8 protein-coding genes and 1 riboswitch are annotated in these 16,326 nt (G+C 67.3%); of the genes, 1 reads left to right on the top strand and 7 read right to left on the bottom strand.

Annotated features, from left to right (window positions below; translation table 11 throughout):
* Nucleotides 1-45 precede the first annotated feature (45 nt).
* The 7 genes from B141_RS38695 to B141_RS0103505 form a co-directional block, all read right to left on the bottom strand.
* Nucleotides 46-4,500 carry an HAD-IC family P-type ATPase gene (locus B141_RS38695; RefSeq protein WP_020573793.1) on the bottom strand — a complete coding sequence of 1,485 codons (4,455 nt, stop codon included), beginning with the start codon at nt 4,498-4,500 and terminating at the stop codon, nt 46-48.
* Between the two features lie 20 nt (nt 4,501-4,520).
* A complete protein-coding gene (gad, locus tag B141_RS0103530; protein ID WP_051113945.1) occupies nt 4,521-5,927 on the bottom strand; it encodes a glutamate decarboxylase in 1,407 nt (468 codons plus the stop codon).
* A gap of 270 nt (nt 5,928-6,197) precedes the next feature.
* Complete coding sequence (locus tag B141_RS0103525; RefSeq protein WP_020573791.1) at nt 6,198-7,187, bottom strand: ABC transporter permease; 990 nt, start codon at nt 7,185-7,187, stop codon at nt 6,198-6,200.
* 31 nt (nt 7,188-7,218) lie between these two features.
* Nucleotides 7,219-8,115, bottom strand: a complete 897-nt coding sequence (locus B141_RS0103520) for a carbohydrate ABC transporter permease (RefSeq protein WP_020573790.1) — start codon at nt 8,113-8,115, stop codon at nt 7,219-7,221.
* 70 nt (nt 8,116-8,185) lie between these two features.
* Nucleotides 8,186-9,976, bottom strand: a complete 1,791-nt coding sequence (locus tag B141_RS0103515; RefSeq protein WP_020573789.1) for a type 2 periplasmic-binding domain-containing protein — start codon at nt 9,974-9,976, stop codon at nt 8,186-8,188.
* A 309-nt stretch (nt 9,977-10,285) separates the two neighbouring features.
* A complete protein-coding gene (locus tag B141_RS0103510; RefSeq protein WP_026256870.1) occupies nt 10,286-11,011 on the bottom strand; it encodes a GntR family transcriptional regulator in 726 nt (241 codons plus the stop codon).
* 211 nt (nt 11,012-11,222) lie between these two features.
* The gene (locus B141_RS0103505) at nt 11,223-12,836 is read right to left on the bottom strand and encodes a GxGYxYP domain-containing protein (RefSeq protein WP_020573787.1); all 1,614 of its coding nucleotides are present in this window, start codon (nt 12,834-12,836) and stop codon (nt 11,223-11,225) included.
* A gap of 199 nt (nt 12,837-13,035) precedes the next feature.
* A riboswitch (cobalamin riboswitch) is annotated at nt 13,036-13,283 on the top strand.
* A 141-nt stretch (nt 13,284-13,424) separates the two neighbouring features.
* Here B141_RS0103505 and B141_RS0103500 point away from each other — a divergent pair.
* A complete protein-coding gene (locus tag B141_RS0103500) occupies nt 13,425-16,316 on the top strand; it encodes a ribonucleoside-diphosphate reductase subunit alpha (RefSeq protein WP_020573786.1) in 2,892 nt (963 codons plus the stop codon).
* Nucleotides 16,317-16,326: the final 10 nt, after the last annotated feature.

The raw sequence follows: 16,326 nt of genomic DNA, 5'->3' as shown, positions 1-16,326 counted from the left end.
CGGGTACGCGCGGATCAGTCCGGCTCCGCCGCCCCTGTCCGGAGGTTATGTCGCCGCCGCCGGCCCCGGCTTCCCCCAGAGGGGGTGAGGCCACCGCGATCGCAGCGTGGCCCCCGCCGTCCGCGCGAGGCGTTCCAGGCCACCGATCGCCGGAGCGACGACCAGCGACGCGGCCGTGCCAGCCGCGGCGGCCGTGACGGCGGTGGTCCAGCCGACCGGCCCCAGCGGCCGGCAACCGAAGAACTGACTCACACCCGGCGTCTGAACGACGGCCCCGAGGGTGAGACCGGAGACGGCACTCGCACCCACCACCAGCGGGCTCCGCCATCCGACGGCGAGCGTCTGGCCGAGCTGGGCACCGACCAGCGCGACGAGGGCGACCGTGCTCGCGTGGGTCGGCGTGCCGGTAACCCGGCCGACCAGCCAGGCGCCGGTCGCCGACGCGGCGGTGACGCCGGCACGGACGAGGATGTCCCTCGTCAAAGCCGTGCCCATCGACGCCTCAGGTCCCTCGTGGAGCACGATCTCCGGGGTGATGTTCTCCGGCTGGCGGACGGCGAGCGCCATCGACGGGAGGATGTCGGTGAAGAGGTTGACGAGGAGCAACTGCCGGGCGTTGAGCGGCGTTCCCTCACGGCTGAACAACCCGGCGCCGAGGGTGAACCCGATCTCGCCCAGGTTGCCGCCGACGAGCACCGCCACCGCGTCGCGTACTGACGCCCACATCGCGCGCCCTTCCACGATGGCGTCGGTGATCGTCTCGATCCGGTCGTCGGTGACCACGACGTCGGCGGCCTCCCGGGCGGCGTTCGTGCCGTGCCGCCCGAGCGCCACTCCCACGTCGGCGAGCCGGATCGCGGGCGCGTCGTTCGTACCATCTCCGGCCATCGCGACCGTGTGCCCGCGGGCCCGCAGGGCGTGGACGATCCGGACCTTGTGCGCGGGTGTGACCCGGGCGAAGACGGAAACCCTCGGCAGGAGTTCTGCGAGTTCGGCGTCGCTGAGGACGTCGAGCTCCGCACCGGTGACCACTCCGCGGCCGTTGACGATCCCGAGTTCGTTGGCGATGGACTCGGCGGTGATCGGGTGGTCCCCGGTGATCATGATCACGTCTACGCCCGCGCGACGCAGTGTCAAGACAGCCTTGGCAGCGGTCGGGCGGACCTGATCGGCGAACGCCAGCAGGCCGAGGAACTCCAGCCGGGCCACCCGGTCCTCGGTGAGGTCCTGCCGGCTCGACGCGCCGCGCTCGGCGACCGCGAGCACCCGGTAGCCGTGACCGGCAAGGCGGTTCACCTCGGACTCGATCGTGGCGAGCGTCGCCTGGTCCATAGCCTGGACCTCGCTCCCCCGGCGCCACGCCACGCAGGTGGGAAGGACGATCTCGGGCGCACCCTTGACGACGAGTCGTGGCCCGTCGGAGGTGTTCCCGAGCGCCGCGTGGTACCCCCGTCCGGACTCGAACGGTACGTCGTCGACAAGCTCCCATCCGTCCACTCCGGTCGCGGGGAGTACGCCGGTCTCCTGTGCGGCCGCGACGACCGCCCGGTCGGTGGGGTGCGGCGGCGCCTCGCCGTTCACCCGTTCGGGACTGGCCCGCAGCCCCGTGGCGAGGACGGCACGTCCCATCTCGCTCAGCGCGTCGACCCGCTCGACCGCCTGGCCGTCAGAGATCAGCTGCAGCCGGATCCGTCCTTCGGTCAGGGTGCCGGTCTTGTCCATGCACAGGGTGTCGACGCGGCCGATCGTTTCGATGGTCGGCGGATTACGGACGAGCGCGTTGCGTTTCGACAGCCGCCGGGCCGAGGCGAGCTGCGCGACCGTGGCGACGATGGGGAGGCCTTCGGGTACGGCCGCAACGGCGAGGCTCACCGCGGTGCCAAGCGTCTGCTGCGGCGGCTGGCCGCGCAGGAACCCGAGGCCGAGCAGGGCCGCGCCGCTGGCGATCGCCGTCGGGATGGTCGCGGTGACCAGCTTCTGAAGCCTCGCCTGGACACCGCCGACGGGTTTCGGTCCTGCCATTTCCCGGGCGCTGCGCCCTGCTTCGGTCTCCGGTCCCACCGCGACGACGAGCGCGGTGGCCCGGCCCGCCGCGACCGCCGTTCCGTCGTACAGCATGCTGCGGCGGTCCGCGACGTGCGCGGCGGTGCTTGGCTCGGCGCTCTTACGGACCAGCTGGGACTCTCCGGTGAGGCTGGACTCGTCGGTCTCCAGGCCGGTCTCGTCAAGGATCCGGCAGTCCGCGGGCACCGCATCGCCGGCCTGCACGAGGATGACGTCGCCCGGGACGATGTTCTCCGCCGTCGCCTCCTGCTCCTTACCGTCGCGGCGCAGGCGCACGCGAACGGCGCTCATGTCGGCCAGCCGGCGGATCGCCCGGTCGGTGCCCACCCGCTGCACGCCACCGATCAGGGCGTTGACCCCCATGACTGTGCCGATCAGCGCCGCGTCCGACACCGATCCGCTCGCCGCGGCGATACCGGCGCCCGCCGCGAGGGAGGGCGTCAACGGGTTGGCCAGATCCTCGAGCGTCGCCCGGAGGAGGTTGGGTGTCTCGGCCTCTGCGGCCTGCGGCCGGATGGCCAGCCGGGCGGCCGCCTCGGCCTCGGAGAGTCCGTGGGGGCCGCTGCCCAGCCGGCGGACGGCCTCGGCGCCTTCCAGCGTGTGCCAGAGGTTCGTGTCGATGCCGACAGGGGCGGGCCGGCGGGCCAACGCGAGGGCCGACCAGGTACCCGCCGCCAGGCCGGCCGCGGCCGCGGCGTTCACCCCGAGCAGAGCCCGGCTGGTCGCACCGCCTCGCGGCCCCATCAAGGCGAGCAGGGCGCCCGCCACCGAGCCGTACCCCGCCAGGAGCGCGCCCCGACGCGAGACCGTGCGTGCCGCCCCGGCCGCGTCCAGCAGCAGGCACACGTCAGCGAGATCAGGGCCGGCGAACAGATGCGCGCCCCACGGTGGCCGCCGATCCGGATCGAGTACGCCGATGCCGCAGTCGGCGGCGGCGAGTGCGGCACCGGGACCCTTGGACACAAGGAGCACCGCCCGGCCCTCTGCCTGAAGTGCCCGGACGGCTCCCGGCAGCCGTGCGCCTGAGGGCACCACCCGGTCCACGGACAGGCGCTCGGCGAGGCCGCTGGCGATTCCGGCGATGACGAGGTCGCCCGCCGACCGCGCGGCCGCGACGACCGCTCCGCTCAGAGGCGAGGCTTCCGGCTCGGCGGCGATCACCGCCTGGACGGTGCCCTGCCCGAGTAGTCCCAGAACCACCGTGCCCTGGCGCCGGAGCCGGCGGGCCGCCGCCTGCGCCTCTGGCGTGAGCGGCCGCTCGAACTCGGTCAGCGGTGCGAGCATCCAGTCGTCCGTGCTCTGGACGGCGCGGGGTGCGAGCGGGTCGAGCAGCGCGTCGGCGCGCTGGTGGAGCCGGCCCTCAGTCTCCGGGTCGGCGTCCCCGTCAACCACCACGACCGTTCCGACCACGAACCGGCCGGTGAGGAGGACCCGCGCGTCGATGACCACGGTGTCGACGCGGTCCAGACGGCGGAGAGCGTCACCGTCGAAGGAGAGGATCCCGCGGTTCGCCGCCAGCCGGCCCAGCTGGGAGGCGAACGCCTCGCGGGTCAGCCGGGCGGCCTTCGGCGTACCCGCGGTCAGGAGAGAGATCGTCCGGGTGACGCTCCGCGTCGCGGCGAACGTCGATGCGCCACCCAGCAGCGAGGCGATCCCGGAACCGTCGGCATAGCGCTCCACCGGTCCCGGCTGGAGTGGGACCACCCGGGGTTCCACCGGCAGAATCCCGGTCCGATGGTTTGCCGGCCGGCCGCACAGGTCGGGTTCCCGCTCGCGCCAGACTCGTTGCCGGGCCGCGATCTCCCCCATCGCCGAGAGGCGGTAGGCGGCGTCCACGAGCAGGCCGAGAGGCCCCTGGGCAAGGCCCTGCGCGGTCGCGTTACCGAACGCCAGCGCCACGTCCGCGCGGGCCCGGCCGAGCCAGGTCTCGAGTTCGTCCCGCACCCGTGGTGTGGAGTCCAGCAACGACAGCAAGGAGGCGGCCTCGACCGGAAGCCGGGCCAGCCGGAGCAGCCGACCGAACGCCGCGAGCCCGATCCCGGCCACGTCCGCGCCCATCGCCACAAGTTGACGCTGGCCGGGCTCGGGATCGCCCGGGTAGGCAGGCCCGTCGCTCGGGAAGGGCTCGTCTGCGACGCCGTGCCGCTCCTCGACGCGTTCGACCACCGCCACGAGATCCTCGACGCCGGCCCCGCGGTCGGTGAAGTCCACGACCACCCGGCCGAGGACGGCGTTCACCTCGGACCAGTTCACGCCGGGGACCTTCGCCAGCTCCGCCTCGAGGTCGCGTGCCTCCTCCTCACTGCGGGGCCGGCGTACCCCGCGCACCTCGATGTGCGCCCGACCGTTCCCGACCCACGTACGCCGGCTCATCCGGGCGCGGCCGATCGGGAGTGCGCGAAGGACACCTGCCAGCGGTTCGAAGACCGACGCCATCCGCTTCCATACCTTTCACGTCAGTGGTGGAACACCGCCCGCTGGCGCCCCTCCTGGGGCATGGGTGCCTGCAGCCGGTCAAGGAACTCCACGGACTTCCTCAGGTCGTCAAGGAGGAACCGCGCAAGGTCGAGGGAGAACCCGTTGCGGACGACGATCCGCATCACGACCGTCTCCTGGAGGTTCGCCGGCAGGGGGTACGCCGGCACCTGCCAGCCCCGCTCGCGCAGCTTGTTGGACAGGTCGTACAGGTCCCAGAGGCGTTCGCGGCCGTCGGCGAGCCGCCACGCGATGACCGGCAGGTCCGTGCCCGGGCCGACCAGGGAGAAGGTGTCGAGGCGGTCGATGCCTTCGGCGAGGAACCGCGCGACGTCAAGGCATTCTTGCTGGATCTCCGCGAAGCCACGCCGACCGAGCCGGAGGAACGTGTAGTACTGCAGCAGCACCTGCGCGCCGGGGCGGGAGAAGTTGAGGCTGAACGTCGCCAGATCGCCACCGAGATAGGAAACCCGGAAGATCAGGTCCTCCGGGACGTGTTCGGGCAGGCGCCACACGACCCAGCCGAGGCCTGGATAGACCAACCCATACTTGTGGCCTGAGGCATTGATCGAATGGACGCGAGGGAGCCGGAAGTCCCACGTGAGGTCCGGGCGTACGAAGGGCGCGACGAAACCTCCTGACGCGGCGTCGACGTGGATCGGAATGTCCAACCCGGTCCTGGCCTGGAGATCGTCGAGAGCCGCCGCGATCGCCGCGATTGGTTCATAGATCCCGGTGTAGGTCACGCCGAGGAGCGGTACGACGCCGATGGTGTTCTCGTCGACGGCCTGGAGTACGCCGTCCGGGTGGAGCAAGGGTGCCTCCGCACTGATCGGGACGTACCTCGGCTCGACCTCCCAGTAGTTCGCGAACTTCTCCCACACCACCTGCACCGCGGAGCTGAAGACGAGGTTCGGCCGGTCGGTGGGTTTGTTCGCGGCGCGGCGCGCCTGTTGCCAGCGCCGCTTGAGCGCCAGCCCGCCCAGCATGCAGGCCTCGGAGGAGCCCACGGTGGACACGCCGATCGTCGTGTTTGGATCAGGCGAGTTCCACAACTGGGCAAGGATGCGTGCGCACCGTTCCTCGACGGAAGCGGTGAGCGGGTACTCGTCCTTGTCGATGAGATTCTTGTCGGCGGACTCCGCGTACAACCGTTCTGCCGCGGGCTCCATCCAGGTCGTGACGAACGTCGCGAGGTTCTGCCGGGCATTGCCGTCAAGCAGGAGTTCGTCGTGGATGATCTGGTACGCCGTCTCGGGCAGCATGCCGGACTCACTGAGCCGGAACCTCGGAACCTCCCTCTCACCAGTCCGTACGAACATCGGATTGACGTGGACGTCCTCGACGCCGGTCCGATGGCTGGTGTGGTGTGGCTGCACTGGCCGCATCCCTCATTCCCCCGTGGCCGCGACGCCACCATTGCCCTCGCCGCCCGTCCCTCAGAGAAACGAGGCATTGACCCAGCCTCGGGTGCGCGGCGCTATGGCAGGTAGGGCCTAATGACCATCGAATGGGGGCCAATGGCGGTTGGGTGCGGCCTGCCGCAACCCCGAGTTGTCAGAGGTTTCTCGGCCAAGAGACCGAGAAACCTCTGACAACCCGACCAGACCAAAGCGAGCACGGGCGTCAGCCTCCACGCGGGCCAAGGCGCACGCGATCTACCAGAGGCTGGACTTGGCGAACCTGCGGGCCAGTTGGTTGGCGACGACGAGTAGCACAAGTCCCACCACCGAACGGAAGAGCCCGATCGCGGCGGCGTACGAGAACTGCGGGACCGCCGACTGGAGACCAACCTTGTAAACGTAGGTGTCGATCACCTCAGAGGTCTGCAGGTTGAGGGAGTTCTGCATCAACAACACTTTCTCGAAACCAATGCTGAGAATCGATCCGATGTTGAGGATCAGCAGGATGACGGCGATCGGCGCGATCCCCGGCAGGTCGATGTGCCACATCCGCTTCAGCTTTGACGCACCGTCCACGATCGCCGCCTCGTGCAGCGCTGGGTCGATGCTCGTCAACGCGGCCAGATAGATGATCGCGGAGAAACCCAACCCCTGCCAGGCTCCGGACCACACATAGATGTGGCGGAAATAGTCGGGGTTACCCATGAAGTCGACCGGCTCGATCCCGAAGATCCCGAACAGGTTGTTGACCATGCCGGTGCGCGGATCGAGCAACACGAAGAGCATGCCGACGATGACCACGGTGGAGATGAAGTGCGGCGCGTACGTGATCATCTGAACGGAGCGCTTGAACCACCGCAGCCGCACGTAGTTGAGCGCGAGCGCCAGGATGATCGGCAGCGGGAACGTCGCGAGGAGTTCGTACCCCTGCAGGAGGATCGTGTTACGGATGATCGGCCAGAAGAGGTAGGAGTCGATGAACCGCTCGAAGTTCTGGAACCCCACCCACGGGCTGCCGGTAATGCCGTCGACGACGTTGTAGTTGCGGAACGCGATCTGTACGCCCCACATCGGCCAGTACTGAAAGACCAGGATGTAGATCACGGGCAGCGCCAGCATGAGGTACAACTGCCAGCCGTTCTTGATCTGCCGCCGCGCCACCGCCCAACGACCCATCCTGGGTGGCCTCGGCGTACTCCCCTGCGCGCCCTGTTCGGTGCTCTGCCGGCGCAGAAGCGTGTCCATTGCTTCTCCCTCCTGTCCGTAGGTGCCGGTCTCAGCCCTTCAGGGACCCGATCATCACGCCCTTGACGAAGTGTTTCTGTACGAACGGGTACGCCAGCAGTGGCGGCACGCTGGCCACGACGATGAGGGCGTACTTCAGCAACTCGCGGATTTCCTGGCGCCGGAGCAGCTCTGCGGCATCAGTCAGCTGGGCGGGGTCGATGGAGTTTTGTACGAGGATCTCCCGAAGCACCAACTGCAGAGGAAACAACGACTCATCTGTCAGGTAGATGAGCGCGTTGAAGAACTGGTTCCAGTGCCCGACCGCATAGAAGAGTGCGTTCACCGCGATGATCGGCTTCGAGAGCGGCAGCACGATCCTGGTGAAGAACCTGAAGTCGTCGCACCCGTCGATCCGGGCCGCCTCGAGGAGTTCATGCGGGATTGTCACCTGGTAATAGGTGCGGGTGATGATCATGTTCCACACGGCCATCGCCGTCGGCAGGATCAACGCCCACCTGGTGTTGAGGAGACCCAGGTTGTGCACAACCAGATAGGTCGGGATCATGCCACCACTGAAGAGCATGGTGAACACGAACAGCAACATGAACGAGTTCCGGCCGAACAGGTCGCGTCTCGACAGCGGGTAGGCCGCCAGCAGGGTCAGCGTGACGTTGACCAGGGTGCCGACACCCGCGTAGAAGAGGGAGTTCAGGAATCCCCTGACAATCGACTGGTACTCAAAGATCGCTCGGTAGCCGTTCAGGTTGACGTCCACCGGCCACAGCCAAACCCGACCCGAGAGCACCGCCTGAGGATCGCTGAACGACGCACTGAGGATATACAACAGCGGATAGAGAACAGCGATCAGGAAGAGCCCAAGTATCACATAGTTGCAGGCGTTGAAGATCCGGTCAGTCCGGGTCTCCTTTATCGCCATCACTGACATGCGCGCCTCCTGTCAGGGATCGGCGCGGGGTGGACCCGCAGGCAGGTCGCGGGTCCACCCCGGCGAGGGCCTATTTGTACTTCGCGTCGTAGGCGTCTTGATGCAGGCGGAGATACATTTCCAGCCCCATCTGGTCGATGGTCTGTACGTACTTGTCCCAGGCGGCGTTGTCGTTGATGTCCAGCTGTCCGAGGATGAACTTCGTCTGGCTCTGCTTGACGTGGTTGGCGATCGTGAGCGACTGCTCGCCGGTCTGAGCCGCCTGATCCTCCGTCATGTAGAGCGGCGGCAACTGCTGACTCTTGTCCACCCGGTAGGGGTGGTAGTCAGCTTTGGTCTCTTCGTACAACGGCTTCTCGAACGTGGGGTGCTTCGGATCGACCACCTCGCCGAGGCGGTAGTCGTTGGAGCGGTATCCAAGGCCCAGCTGGCCCCACCACTTGCCGTTCTCAGGCGGCCAGGTTCCGAGTGTCGTCCAGATCGCCTGCTTGCCGTTGATGCCGACCTCGCCCTGCTTGGCCCACCGCCAGCCCTTGTTGGCCTCGCCGCTGTAGGCCTGCATGATGGTTTCGAGCTCGTACTGCCCGTCGGCCCACTGCACGGCGACCGCGGGATTCTTGCAGGCCTTGGTGACGACGAACCTCCCGCCGGTGACGGCACCGTAGTGGTTCCACGACGCGATCCGGGTGCTGTCCGGACCCTTCAGGGTGGGCACCGCCACGTAGTCGCGCCACCGCGCCTTCGGGTCCTCGTCGTCGATCGTCATATAGCTGCCCCAGTAGAACGCGCGGACGGCACCAAGGATCGGGTCGCCCTTGATGTTGCCGATGCGCTGCAACTGCTCGTTGTTCTGGGTGAAGCTCTGCTTGGCGATCAGGCCCTTGGCGTACAGCCCGTTCAGGTAACGCAGACCCTCGCGCCACTGCGGCTTGTTGAAGGTCACGTCGACCTTGCCGTCGTTGAGGACCAGCCACGGCTCGCCCGGGTTGTACATGAACGAGCCCATGATGAAGCCGTCGAAGAACGTCTCGGCGTCCGCCATCAGGGGAATCTCGTCGTTCTTGCCGTTCCCGTTCGGATCCTTCGTCTTGAACGCAAGGAGCGTCGCCTCGAACTCCTCGGTGCTCTGCGGCACGCCGAGCCCGAGCTTGTCCAGCCACGGCTTGTAGATCCACATGCGGTTACCAGAACAGCAGTGGAAGCAGTCGTTGACGTACGGCATCGAGTAGATGTTGCCGTCCGTCGCCGTGATCAGCGACTTGCTGTCGGGGTAGTCCTTGAAGATGCGCTTGACCTCATCGCCGTAGTCGTCGATGAGTTTGTTGAGCGGAACGAAGAGCCCCTGCGAGCCATACAACATCTGCTGGGCGTTGGTGAAGTCGATGTTCATGAACACGTCCGGGATGTCACCGGACGCGATCATCGCGTTGACCTTCGTCATGGCGTCGTCGCCACCCGCCACGACCTGCCAGGTGATGTGGACGCCCGTGCGTTCCTCGTACCACTTGCTGAAGGCGTTGGTCTTCCAGTCGCCGACCGACGCGTTCTGAGGTACGACGACCTTCAGCGTCACCTTCTCCTTGACGATCAAGGCCTTCTTGGACGCTTTGGGTCCTACGTAGCCGTCTGGGTACACCACATCGGCGTTCGGAGTCGACGTCGGCCCGCCCTTGACGGCCAACGGGTCCTTGATGTCGGGGCCCTCCGAGCCCTCGCCGCCACCCCCGCTGCACGCGGCGAGTGCCGACCCGGCGGTCGCGGCCGTGAGGCCGACTCCGACCGCCCGCGTGACGAACTGCCGCCGAGACATTCCGACCCATGGGGCCTTCTTCGCCAGTTCAGCCCTTTCTTCTGCCGCCATTGCCGCACTCCTCTGTGCCAGATAGTTCCGCTGATCGGGGGAATGCTCCGTGGGTGGGGGTGGGCCCGCACGGGCGAAGCCCGTGAAGGGCCGGATCCACACAGCAAAGCGCACGTCGATTCGCTGTTTTACGCAGGCTCGGACCACCGGCCGGCGTATATGGACCGGATTGGCTCCGGTCGAAGAACTGACACCTGCCGAGTTCTCCCGGCAGTGGAAAGCGATTACTCACCTGGTGAACGAAATCGCCCAGTCAGGACCTGGATTTTCCGTCTTCGATGAACGCTGGACAAGGGTAAATTGGTCACCTCACCCCTCCTCCGCCCCTTGCCAGGCATCGTCGTACACCGGAAGCAGGCGAGCCTGGGACGCTTCCAGGTGCGCGCGCATGGCCGCCGCCGCCGCTTCTGGATCTCCGGAGGAGATCGCTTCCACGATGCGATGGTGTTCGCCCAGCGCCGCCTCGCCCATTCCGCCCCGATAGTGCAACCGGATGATGTGCAGGTGGCAATGCGTGCGCTGGAAGGCAGCTCGCATGTGCGCGTTGCCACCCAGCGTCTGGATCAGGTCATGCAGGCGGGCGTCGTGTGACGCCATCCCTCGACTTTCGTGATACGAGGTGCCAATCGGGGCTTGCGGTGTGCTCGCCATTTCCGTGGCGAGCAACGCCCGACCTTCGTCGGTAATGGACGTGGCGGCCCGGGCCGCCGCCCACGGCTCGACGACGAACCGGAACTCGAACAAGTCCTCCAGCTCCGACCGGCTGAGCACCGGTGCCGTTGAATACCCGCGGAACGGCTCCTTTATCACCAGTCCCTCGGATTCCAGCCTGACCAGCGCTTCACGCAAAGGCGACTGTGAAACCTGTAGTTCCCGTGCGACCTCGTCCAGATTGACTCGAGAACCCTGCGGAAAGATGCCGTCCATGATCAGCTCTTTAAGCGCTTCATAGACGCCCTCGGCGAGATTTTGTCTCCGCGGCAAAGAGACACGTCCGCGTTGACCGCTGACCGGAGCACGCTCGCGTGATCTCATCTCCGCGCCTCACTGTTCCTCAGGATCCAGTACCGCGTGGACTCCCCCGATCGTCGATCCACGATCCTATATTCCATACGCGCCCGCAAGACGTTCCTGACGCGGGCGGACCCCGCTGCCCGTTTTCGGCCAGGCAACGCGGGCATGACGACACGGTTACGAAAGACCCGCACTCCGCAGCCGCACGATCATGCCCGCTGCCCCGCGCCGGTCAACGGCGTACGTTGCGTGCCACGAGCTTCACCAGGGCGTCGGGCGTCACGACCCTGACGTGCGGAGCCAGGTTGTCCACCACCGCTTTCACGTTGTCGACGGTCTTGCTCCACGCGTGCCACATCACGACGGAGTACCCCGCGGCGCTGGACGGATCGCGGACGGCGTTGTTGAGCTCTGCCGTCACGCTGGTCTCGTCGGCACCCGAAAGCCCGCTCCAGAGCATCGTGCGGGCGGAGATCACCGGCTTGTCGTTCGCCCAGACGATCCTGCCCTTGTGGGAGTCGTAGCGGGAGTACTCCAGATAGATGAGCCCTTCGATCTGCTCCTGATCGAGGTAGGCCGACCACAGCGCGGTGTCGTCGAAGGAGTCGAAGTCGATGATCTGGGCGACTCCCAGGTCAGCCCGCGCCATGGACCCGGCCAGCCGCCGTGCGTGCAGGCGGAGCTCGCCGCGCGGGTACATGCTCGGGTAGAGGTAGCCCCCACCGGACGGCCCGACGACGTACCGCTCCTGGTGCGTCCCGGCGGACGCATGGTCGTAGTACCACCGCATCACCGACGGCGCGAGGTCGACGAGGGACGGTGAGATCCCCCAGCCGAGGTCGAAGGCGCCACGGTTGGGGTTGGCGAACCAGCGGGTGCTGCTCTGGAAGTCGCCGAGCAGCCACTGGATGTTGTCGCCGTCGGTGTTCAGGAACGCGACGTAGTGGACGTCGGGTTCGACCGCGGGCGGACGGGCCGAGGCGCGCTGGGAGATCCGGTCCAGGGTGATCCCGGACAGCGGGGCAAGGTTGCGGGCATGGTCGGCCGGGATCGTCCGCGAACCCTCCTGCGAGGAGACCGACACGAACGTGTGCTCACCATGGGAGGCATCACCCCAGCCGACCACCGCCGAATCCGGGTCGAGGTCGTGGACGACCTGGCGGCGGAAGTCGGTGTTGCCGTCGAAGAACATCAACGCGCCGGCCATGGTGGCGTAGTCGCGGAGCTGGTTGGCGAAGTCCGGTTTCTGCTCGACCACCAGGTCGTGGCGGAGCCGCGGCCAGTACTCCCGCTTCAGCCAACTGTCATCCTTGCCCCGAACATCGGCGACCCGGCGGAGGCCGTGCTGGCGGGCCAACGGCTCGAGGGTCTCCTCGACGGCGAGCGCGCCGGTGATCCCGGCCAGCGAGGTCGCGACGTTGACGGAGGACTCGCCGCGACGGTAGAGGACGTAGGTGTTGATCGGTCGGCCGTACGAACCGGGCTGGCGGAACCTGTCGACCAGCGACCACACGCCGTCGGAAGGAACCAGCTCCACGCCATAGCGGTCGGCGAGGTCCGCCAGCCAGACGGCGTACCCGATTCCCGGGATATCGAGATAGATGCCGGGCGCCTCGCCGGCGTTCGAGGAGCGCCGGGCCAGCTGGCCCTGCAGCGTCGCCACGAGCACCCGCTCCTCATACGTCAGCGTCCCTTCAGCGAGGACGTAGAGCTTCGACGGACGGATTCCCTTCGGATAGAGCGCGCCGCTCGAGGTCTGCTCCGCGGCCGCCGCGGGCGTCGGTCGTAGCCACCCGGGAACGCCCCACGCGGCCAGGCCGGCGGCACCCGCGGTTCCCCACATCATCCGACTCAACGCGTGTCGCCGAGACATCCCAGGCCGGAATTCACTCATCACACACGGTCCCTTCGTCGTCACCAGGGCGAGGTCGCTCGCACACTAGTGACGGGCCGGAAGTGTCAACCATCCTTAGTCCCAACTCGGACGGCCAATCGTCACGACACACCGCATGTTGGGTTCCGGCGACTTGTCGGCCCCTACATGTAGTCTCATCTCCGCTGGTGGTTCCCACGGTCCGCCAGACCGTGGGAGGCAAGAGGGAACCCGGTGTGAGTCCGGGACTGCCCCGCAGCGGTAAACGGGAACGAACGCCATCACCGTCGGATCCCGCACGGTCGCGAACGTGCGGGAAAAGAGGGTCAAGCACTGGCATGGACGCATGCCCGGGAAGCGATGGCAACTAGGCCTCCAGTGCCCGTGAGTCCGAAGACCTGCCGCCAGTGCGCGTACCAACCGGTGCGCGCCACCCGATGGCCTCGAGGGAATGGCCAGGGCTCACCACGTACGCCGCACCCACGCGCGGCGTACGTGTCGACGCTGCCCCTTTCCTCGTGGTCTTCGGTGAGGCCTGCAAGCTCGCGAGGAGTAGAGCGCGTGTCAGCAACCCCCGTCGACCCGACACCCACCGAACCTGACGTCCCATCCGTCACCGACCGCCAGGTCGTCCGCCGTGACGGTACGACCTCGCCCTTCGCCCCCTCGAAGATCTCCGTCGCCCTGAGCAAGGCGTTCCTCGCCGTCGAGGGCCGCGAGGCAAGCGACTCCTCCCGGGTCCACGAAACCGTGGCCGAACTCACCCGCCAGGTCGTGGCCTCCCTGACCAGGCATCCCGACCTCGGCCGCGTCTTCCATATCGAGGACATCCAGGACCAGGCCGAGCTCGCCCTGATGCGCTCCGGGCATCACCGGGTCGCCCGGGCCTACGTGTTGTACCGCGAGGAGCACACCCGTGCGCGGCTTGAACGCGACCAGACCACCGCGGCCGAACACGCCGACTCCACGGTGCGGGTGAAGGGCGCCGACGGCGAACTCCGCCCGCTCGACACCGCTCGGCTCACGCGGCTGGTCGAGGAGTCCTGCGAAGAACTCGACGCCGTCTCCCCCGTTTCAGTTCTCGCCGAACTCCATCGCAATCTCTACGACGGCATCACCCTCTCCGAACTCGAGATCGCCCTGGTGATGGCGGCGCGCACCTTCGTCGAGACCGACCCCGCCTACTCCTACGTCAGTGCCCGGCTCCTGCTCGACAAGCTGCGGCGGGAGGCGTTGACCTTCGTCGCCGGCCGGCCCGACGAGGCGGGGCAGCACGAGATGGCGGACCGCTATCCGGCGTACTTCAAGGCGTACGTCGAGCGGGCCATCCAGCTGGAACTCCTCGATCCCGCGCTCGCGACCTTCGACCTCGACCGGCTCGGCCGGGCGCTTCGGCCAGAACGCGACCTGGGGTTCCAGTTCCTCGGCCTGCAGACGTTGTACGACAGGTACTTCCTCCACGGCGACGGCCTACCGGGCGACCCCAGTGGCGCGCGGTTCGAGCTGCCGCAGGCGTTCTTCATGCGGGTCGCGATGGGGCTCTCCCTGCGTGAGGACGACCGGGAGCGCCGGGCGATCGAGTTCTACGAACTCCTCTCGTCGTTCGACTTCATGTGTTCGACACCGACGTTGTTCAACGCGGGGACGACGCGTCCGCAGCTCTCCTCGTGCTTCCTCACCACGGTCGCCGACGACCTCGACGGCATCTTCACCGGGATCAAGAACAACGCGCTGCTGTCGAAGTACGCCGGTGGTCTCGGCAACGACTGGACGCCCGTGCGTGCAATGGGCGCCCGCATCAAGGGCACCAACGGCCACTCCCAGGGCGTCGTGCCGTTCCTCAAGATCGCCAACGACACCGCGGTAGCCGTGAATCAGGGAGGAAAACGGAAGGGCGCGGCCTGCGCCTATCTGGAAACCTGGCACATCGACATCGAGGAGTTCCTCGACCTCCGCAAGAACACCGGCGACGACCGCCGGCGTACTCACGACATGAACACCGCGAACTGGATTCCCGACCTGTTTCTCCAGCGGGTCGAGGCCGACGCCCAGTGGACGCTCTTCTCCCCCGACGAGGTGCCGGAGCTGCACGACCTCTACGGGCTTGCCTTCGCCGAGCGCTACCGGGAGTACGAAGCGGCCGCCGATCGCGGAGAGATCAAGGTGTTCCGGCGGGTCCGCGCCGTCGAACTCTGGCGCCGGATGCTCACCATGCTCTTCGAGACCGGGCATCCCTGGATCACGTTCAAGGATCCGTGCAATCTCAGGTCGCCGCAGCAGCACGTGGGGGTCGTGCATTCGTCGAACCTCTGCACCGAGATCACGCTCAACACCTCGGCCGCGGACGGAGAGGATGCCGAGGTCGCGGTCTGCAACCTCGGCTCGATCAACCTGGCCAACCACGTCGGCGAGAACGGTCTGGACGAGGAGCACCTGGCCCAGACGATCCAGGCCGCGGTCCGCGCACTCGACAACGTCATCGACGTGAACTTCTACACGATCCCGGAGGCTCGGCGGTCCAACCGCCGGCACCGGCCGATCGGGCTCGGCCTGATGGGCTTCCAGGAAGCGTTGTTCAGGATGCGGATCCCGATCGGCTCGTCGGCCGCGGTCGACTTCGCCGACACCAGCATGGAGGTGATCAGCTACCACGCCCTCGCCGCCTCGTGTGATCTCGCCAGCGAACGCGGTCGTTACGAGACCTTCGAGGGTTCCCTGTGGAGCAAGGGGATCCTGCCGATCGACTCGGTGGAACTACTTGCCGACGCACGCGCCGGCAAGCTGGATCTCGATCGCTCGAGCCGTCTCGACTGGGCCGGCCTGCGTCACCGCATCCAGGCGGAGGGAATGCGCAACTCCAACGTCATGGCGATCGCGCCGACCGCGACGATCTCCAACATCTGCGGCGTTGGCCAATCGATCGAGCCGTTGTACCGCAACCTGTTCGTGAAGTCGAACATGTCCGGAGACTTCACGGTCATCAATCCGTACCTCGTCCACGACCTGAAGGCGCGAGGCCTGTGGGACGAGGTGATGGTGAGTGACCTGAAGTACTTCGACGGCAGTGTCGGACCGATCGACCGAGTGCCCGCCGACCTGAAGGCGTTGTACGCAACGGCGTTCGAGATCGACGCCAGCTGGCTGGTGGAAGCCGCCGCCCGCAGACAGAAGTGGATCGACCAGGCGCAGTCCCTCAACCTCTACGTCGCCGCTCCGAGCGGGCTGAAGCTGGACGCGCTCTACCGGCTGGCGTGGCGGCGTGGCCTCAAGACGACCTACTACCTGCGGTCGCAGAGCGCCACCCACGTGGAGAAGAGCACGCTGCGCGGGACTGACGGCAAGCTCAACGCCGTCTCGCCCGTCCTCCCCGTCAGTGCGCCCGCTCCCGAGCCCCAGCTTGTCGAGGGCGCGTACTGCTCGATCGACGACCCCGACTGCGAAGCCTGCCAGTAAGGCCCGAAGG

Origin of the sequence: Actinopolymorpha alba DSM 45243 (genome assembly GCF_000373925.1) — a bacterium.
GTDB lineage: Bacteria > Actinomycetota > Actinomycetes > Propionibacteriales > Actinopolymorphaceae > Actinopolymorpha > Actinopolymorpha alba.
The sequence above is the reverse complement of the archived record's forward strand: the minus strand, read 5'-3'. Positions and strand labels throughout refer to the sequence as shown.

Bases quoted from the DNA above. Each gene is read 5' to 3' on its own strand.
- B141_RS0103520 (WP_020573790.1), bottom strand. From the start codon at position 8,115: ATGTCAGTGATGGCGATAAAGGAGACCCGGACTGACCGGATCTTCAAC.
- B141_RS0103510 (WP_026256870.1), bottom strand. From the start codon at position 11,011: ATGAGATCACGCGAGCGTGCTCCGGTCAGCGGTCAACGCGGACGTGTC.
- gad (WP_051113945.1), bottom strand. From the start codon at position 5,927: ATGCGGCCAGTGCAGCCACACCACACCAGCCATCGGACCGGCGTCGAG.
- B141_RS0103515 (WP_020573789.1), bottom strand. From the start codon at position 9,976: ATGGCGGCAGAAGAAAGGGCTGAACTGGCGAAGAAGGCCCCATGGGTC.
- B141_RS38695 (WP_020573793.1), bottom strand. From the start codon at position 4,500: ATGGCGTCGGTCTTCGAACCGCTGGCAGGTGTCCTTCGCGCACTCCCG.
- B141_RS0103525 (WP_020573791.1), bottom strand. From the start codon at position 7,187: ATGGACACGCTTCTGCGCCGGCAGAGCACCGAACAGGGCGCGCAGGGG.
- B141_RS0103505 (WP_020573787.1), bottom strand. From the start codon at position 12,836: ATGATGTGGGGAACCGCGGGTGCCGCCGGCCTGGCCGCGTGGGGCGTT.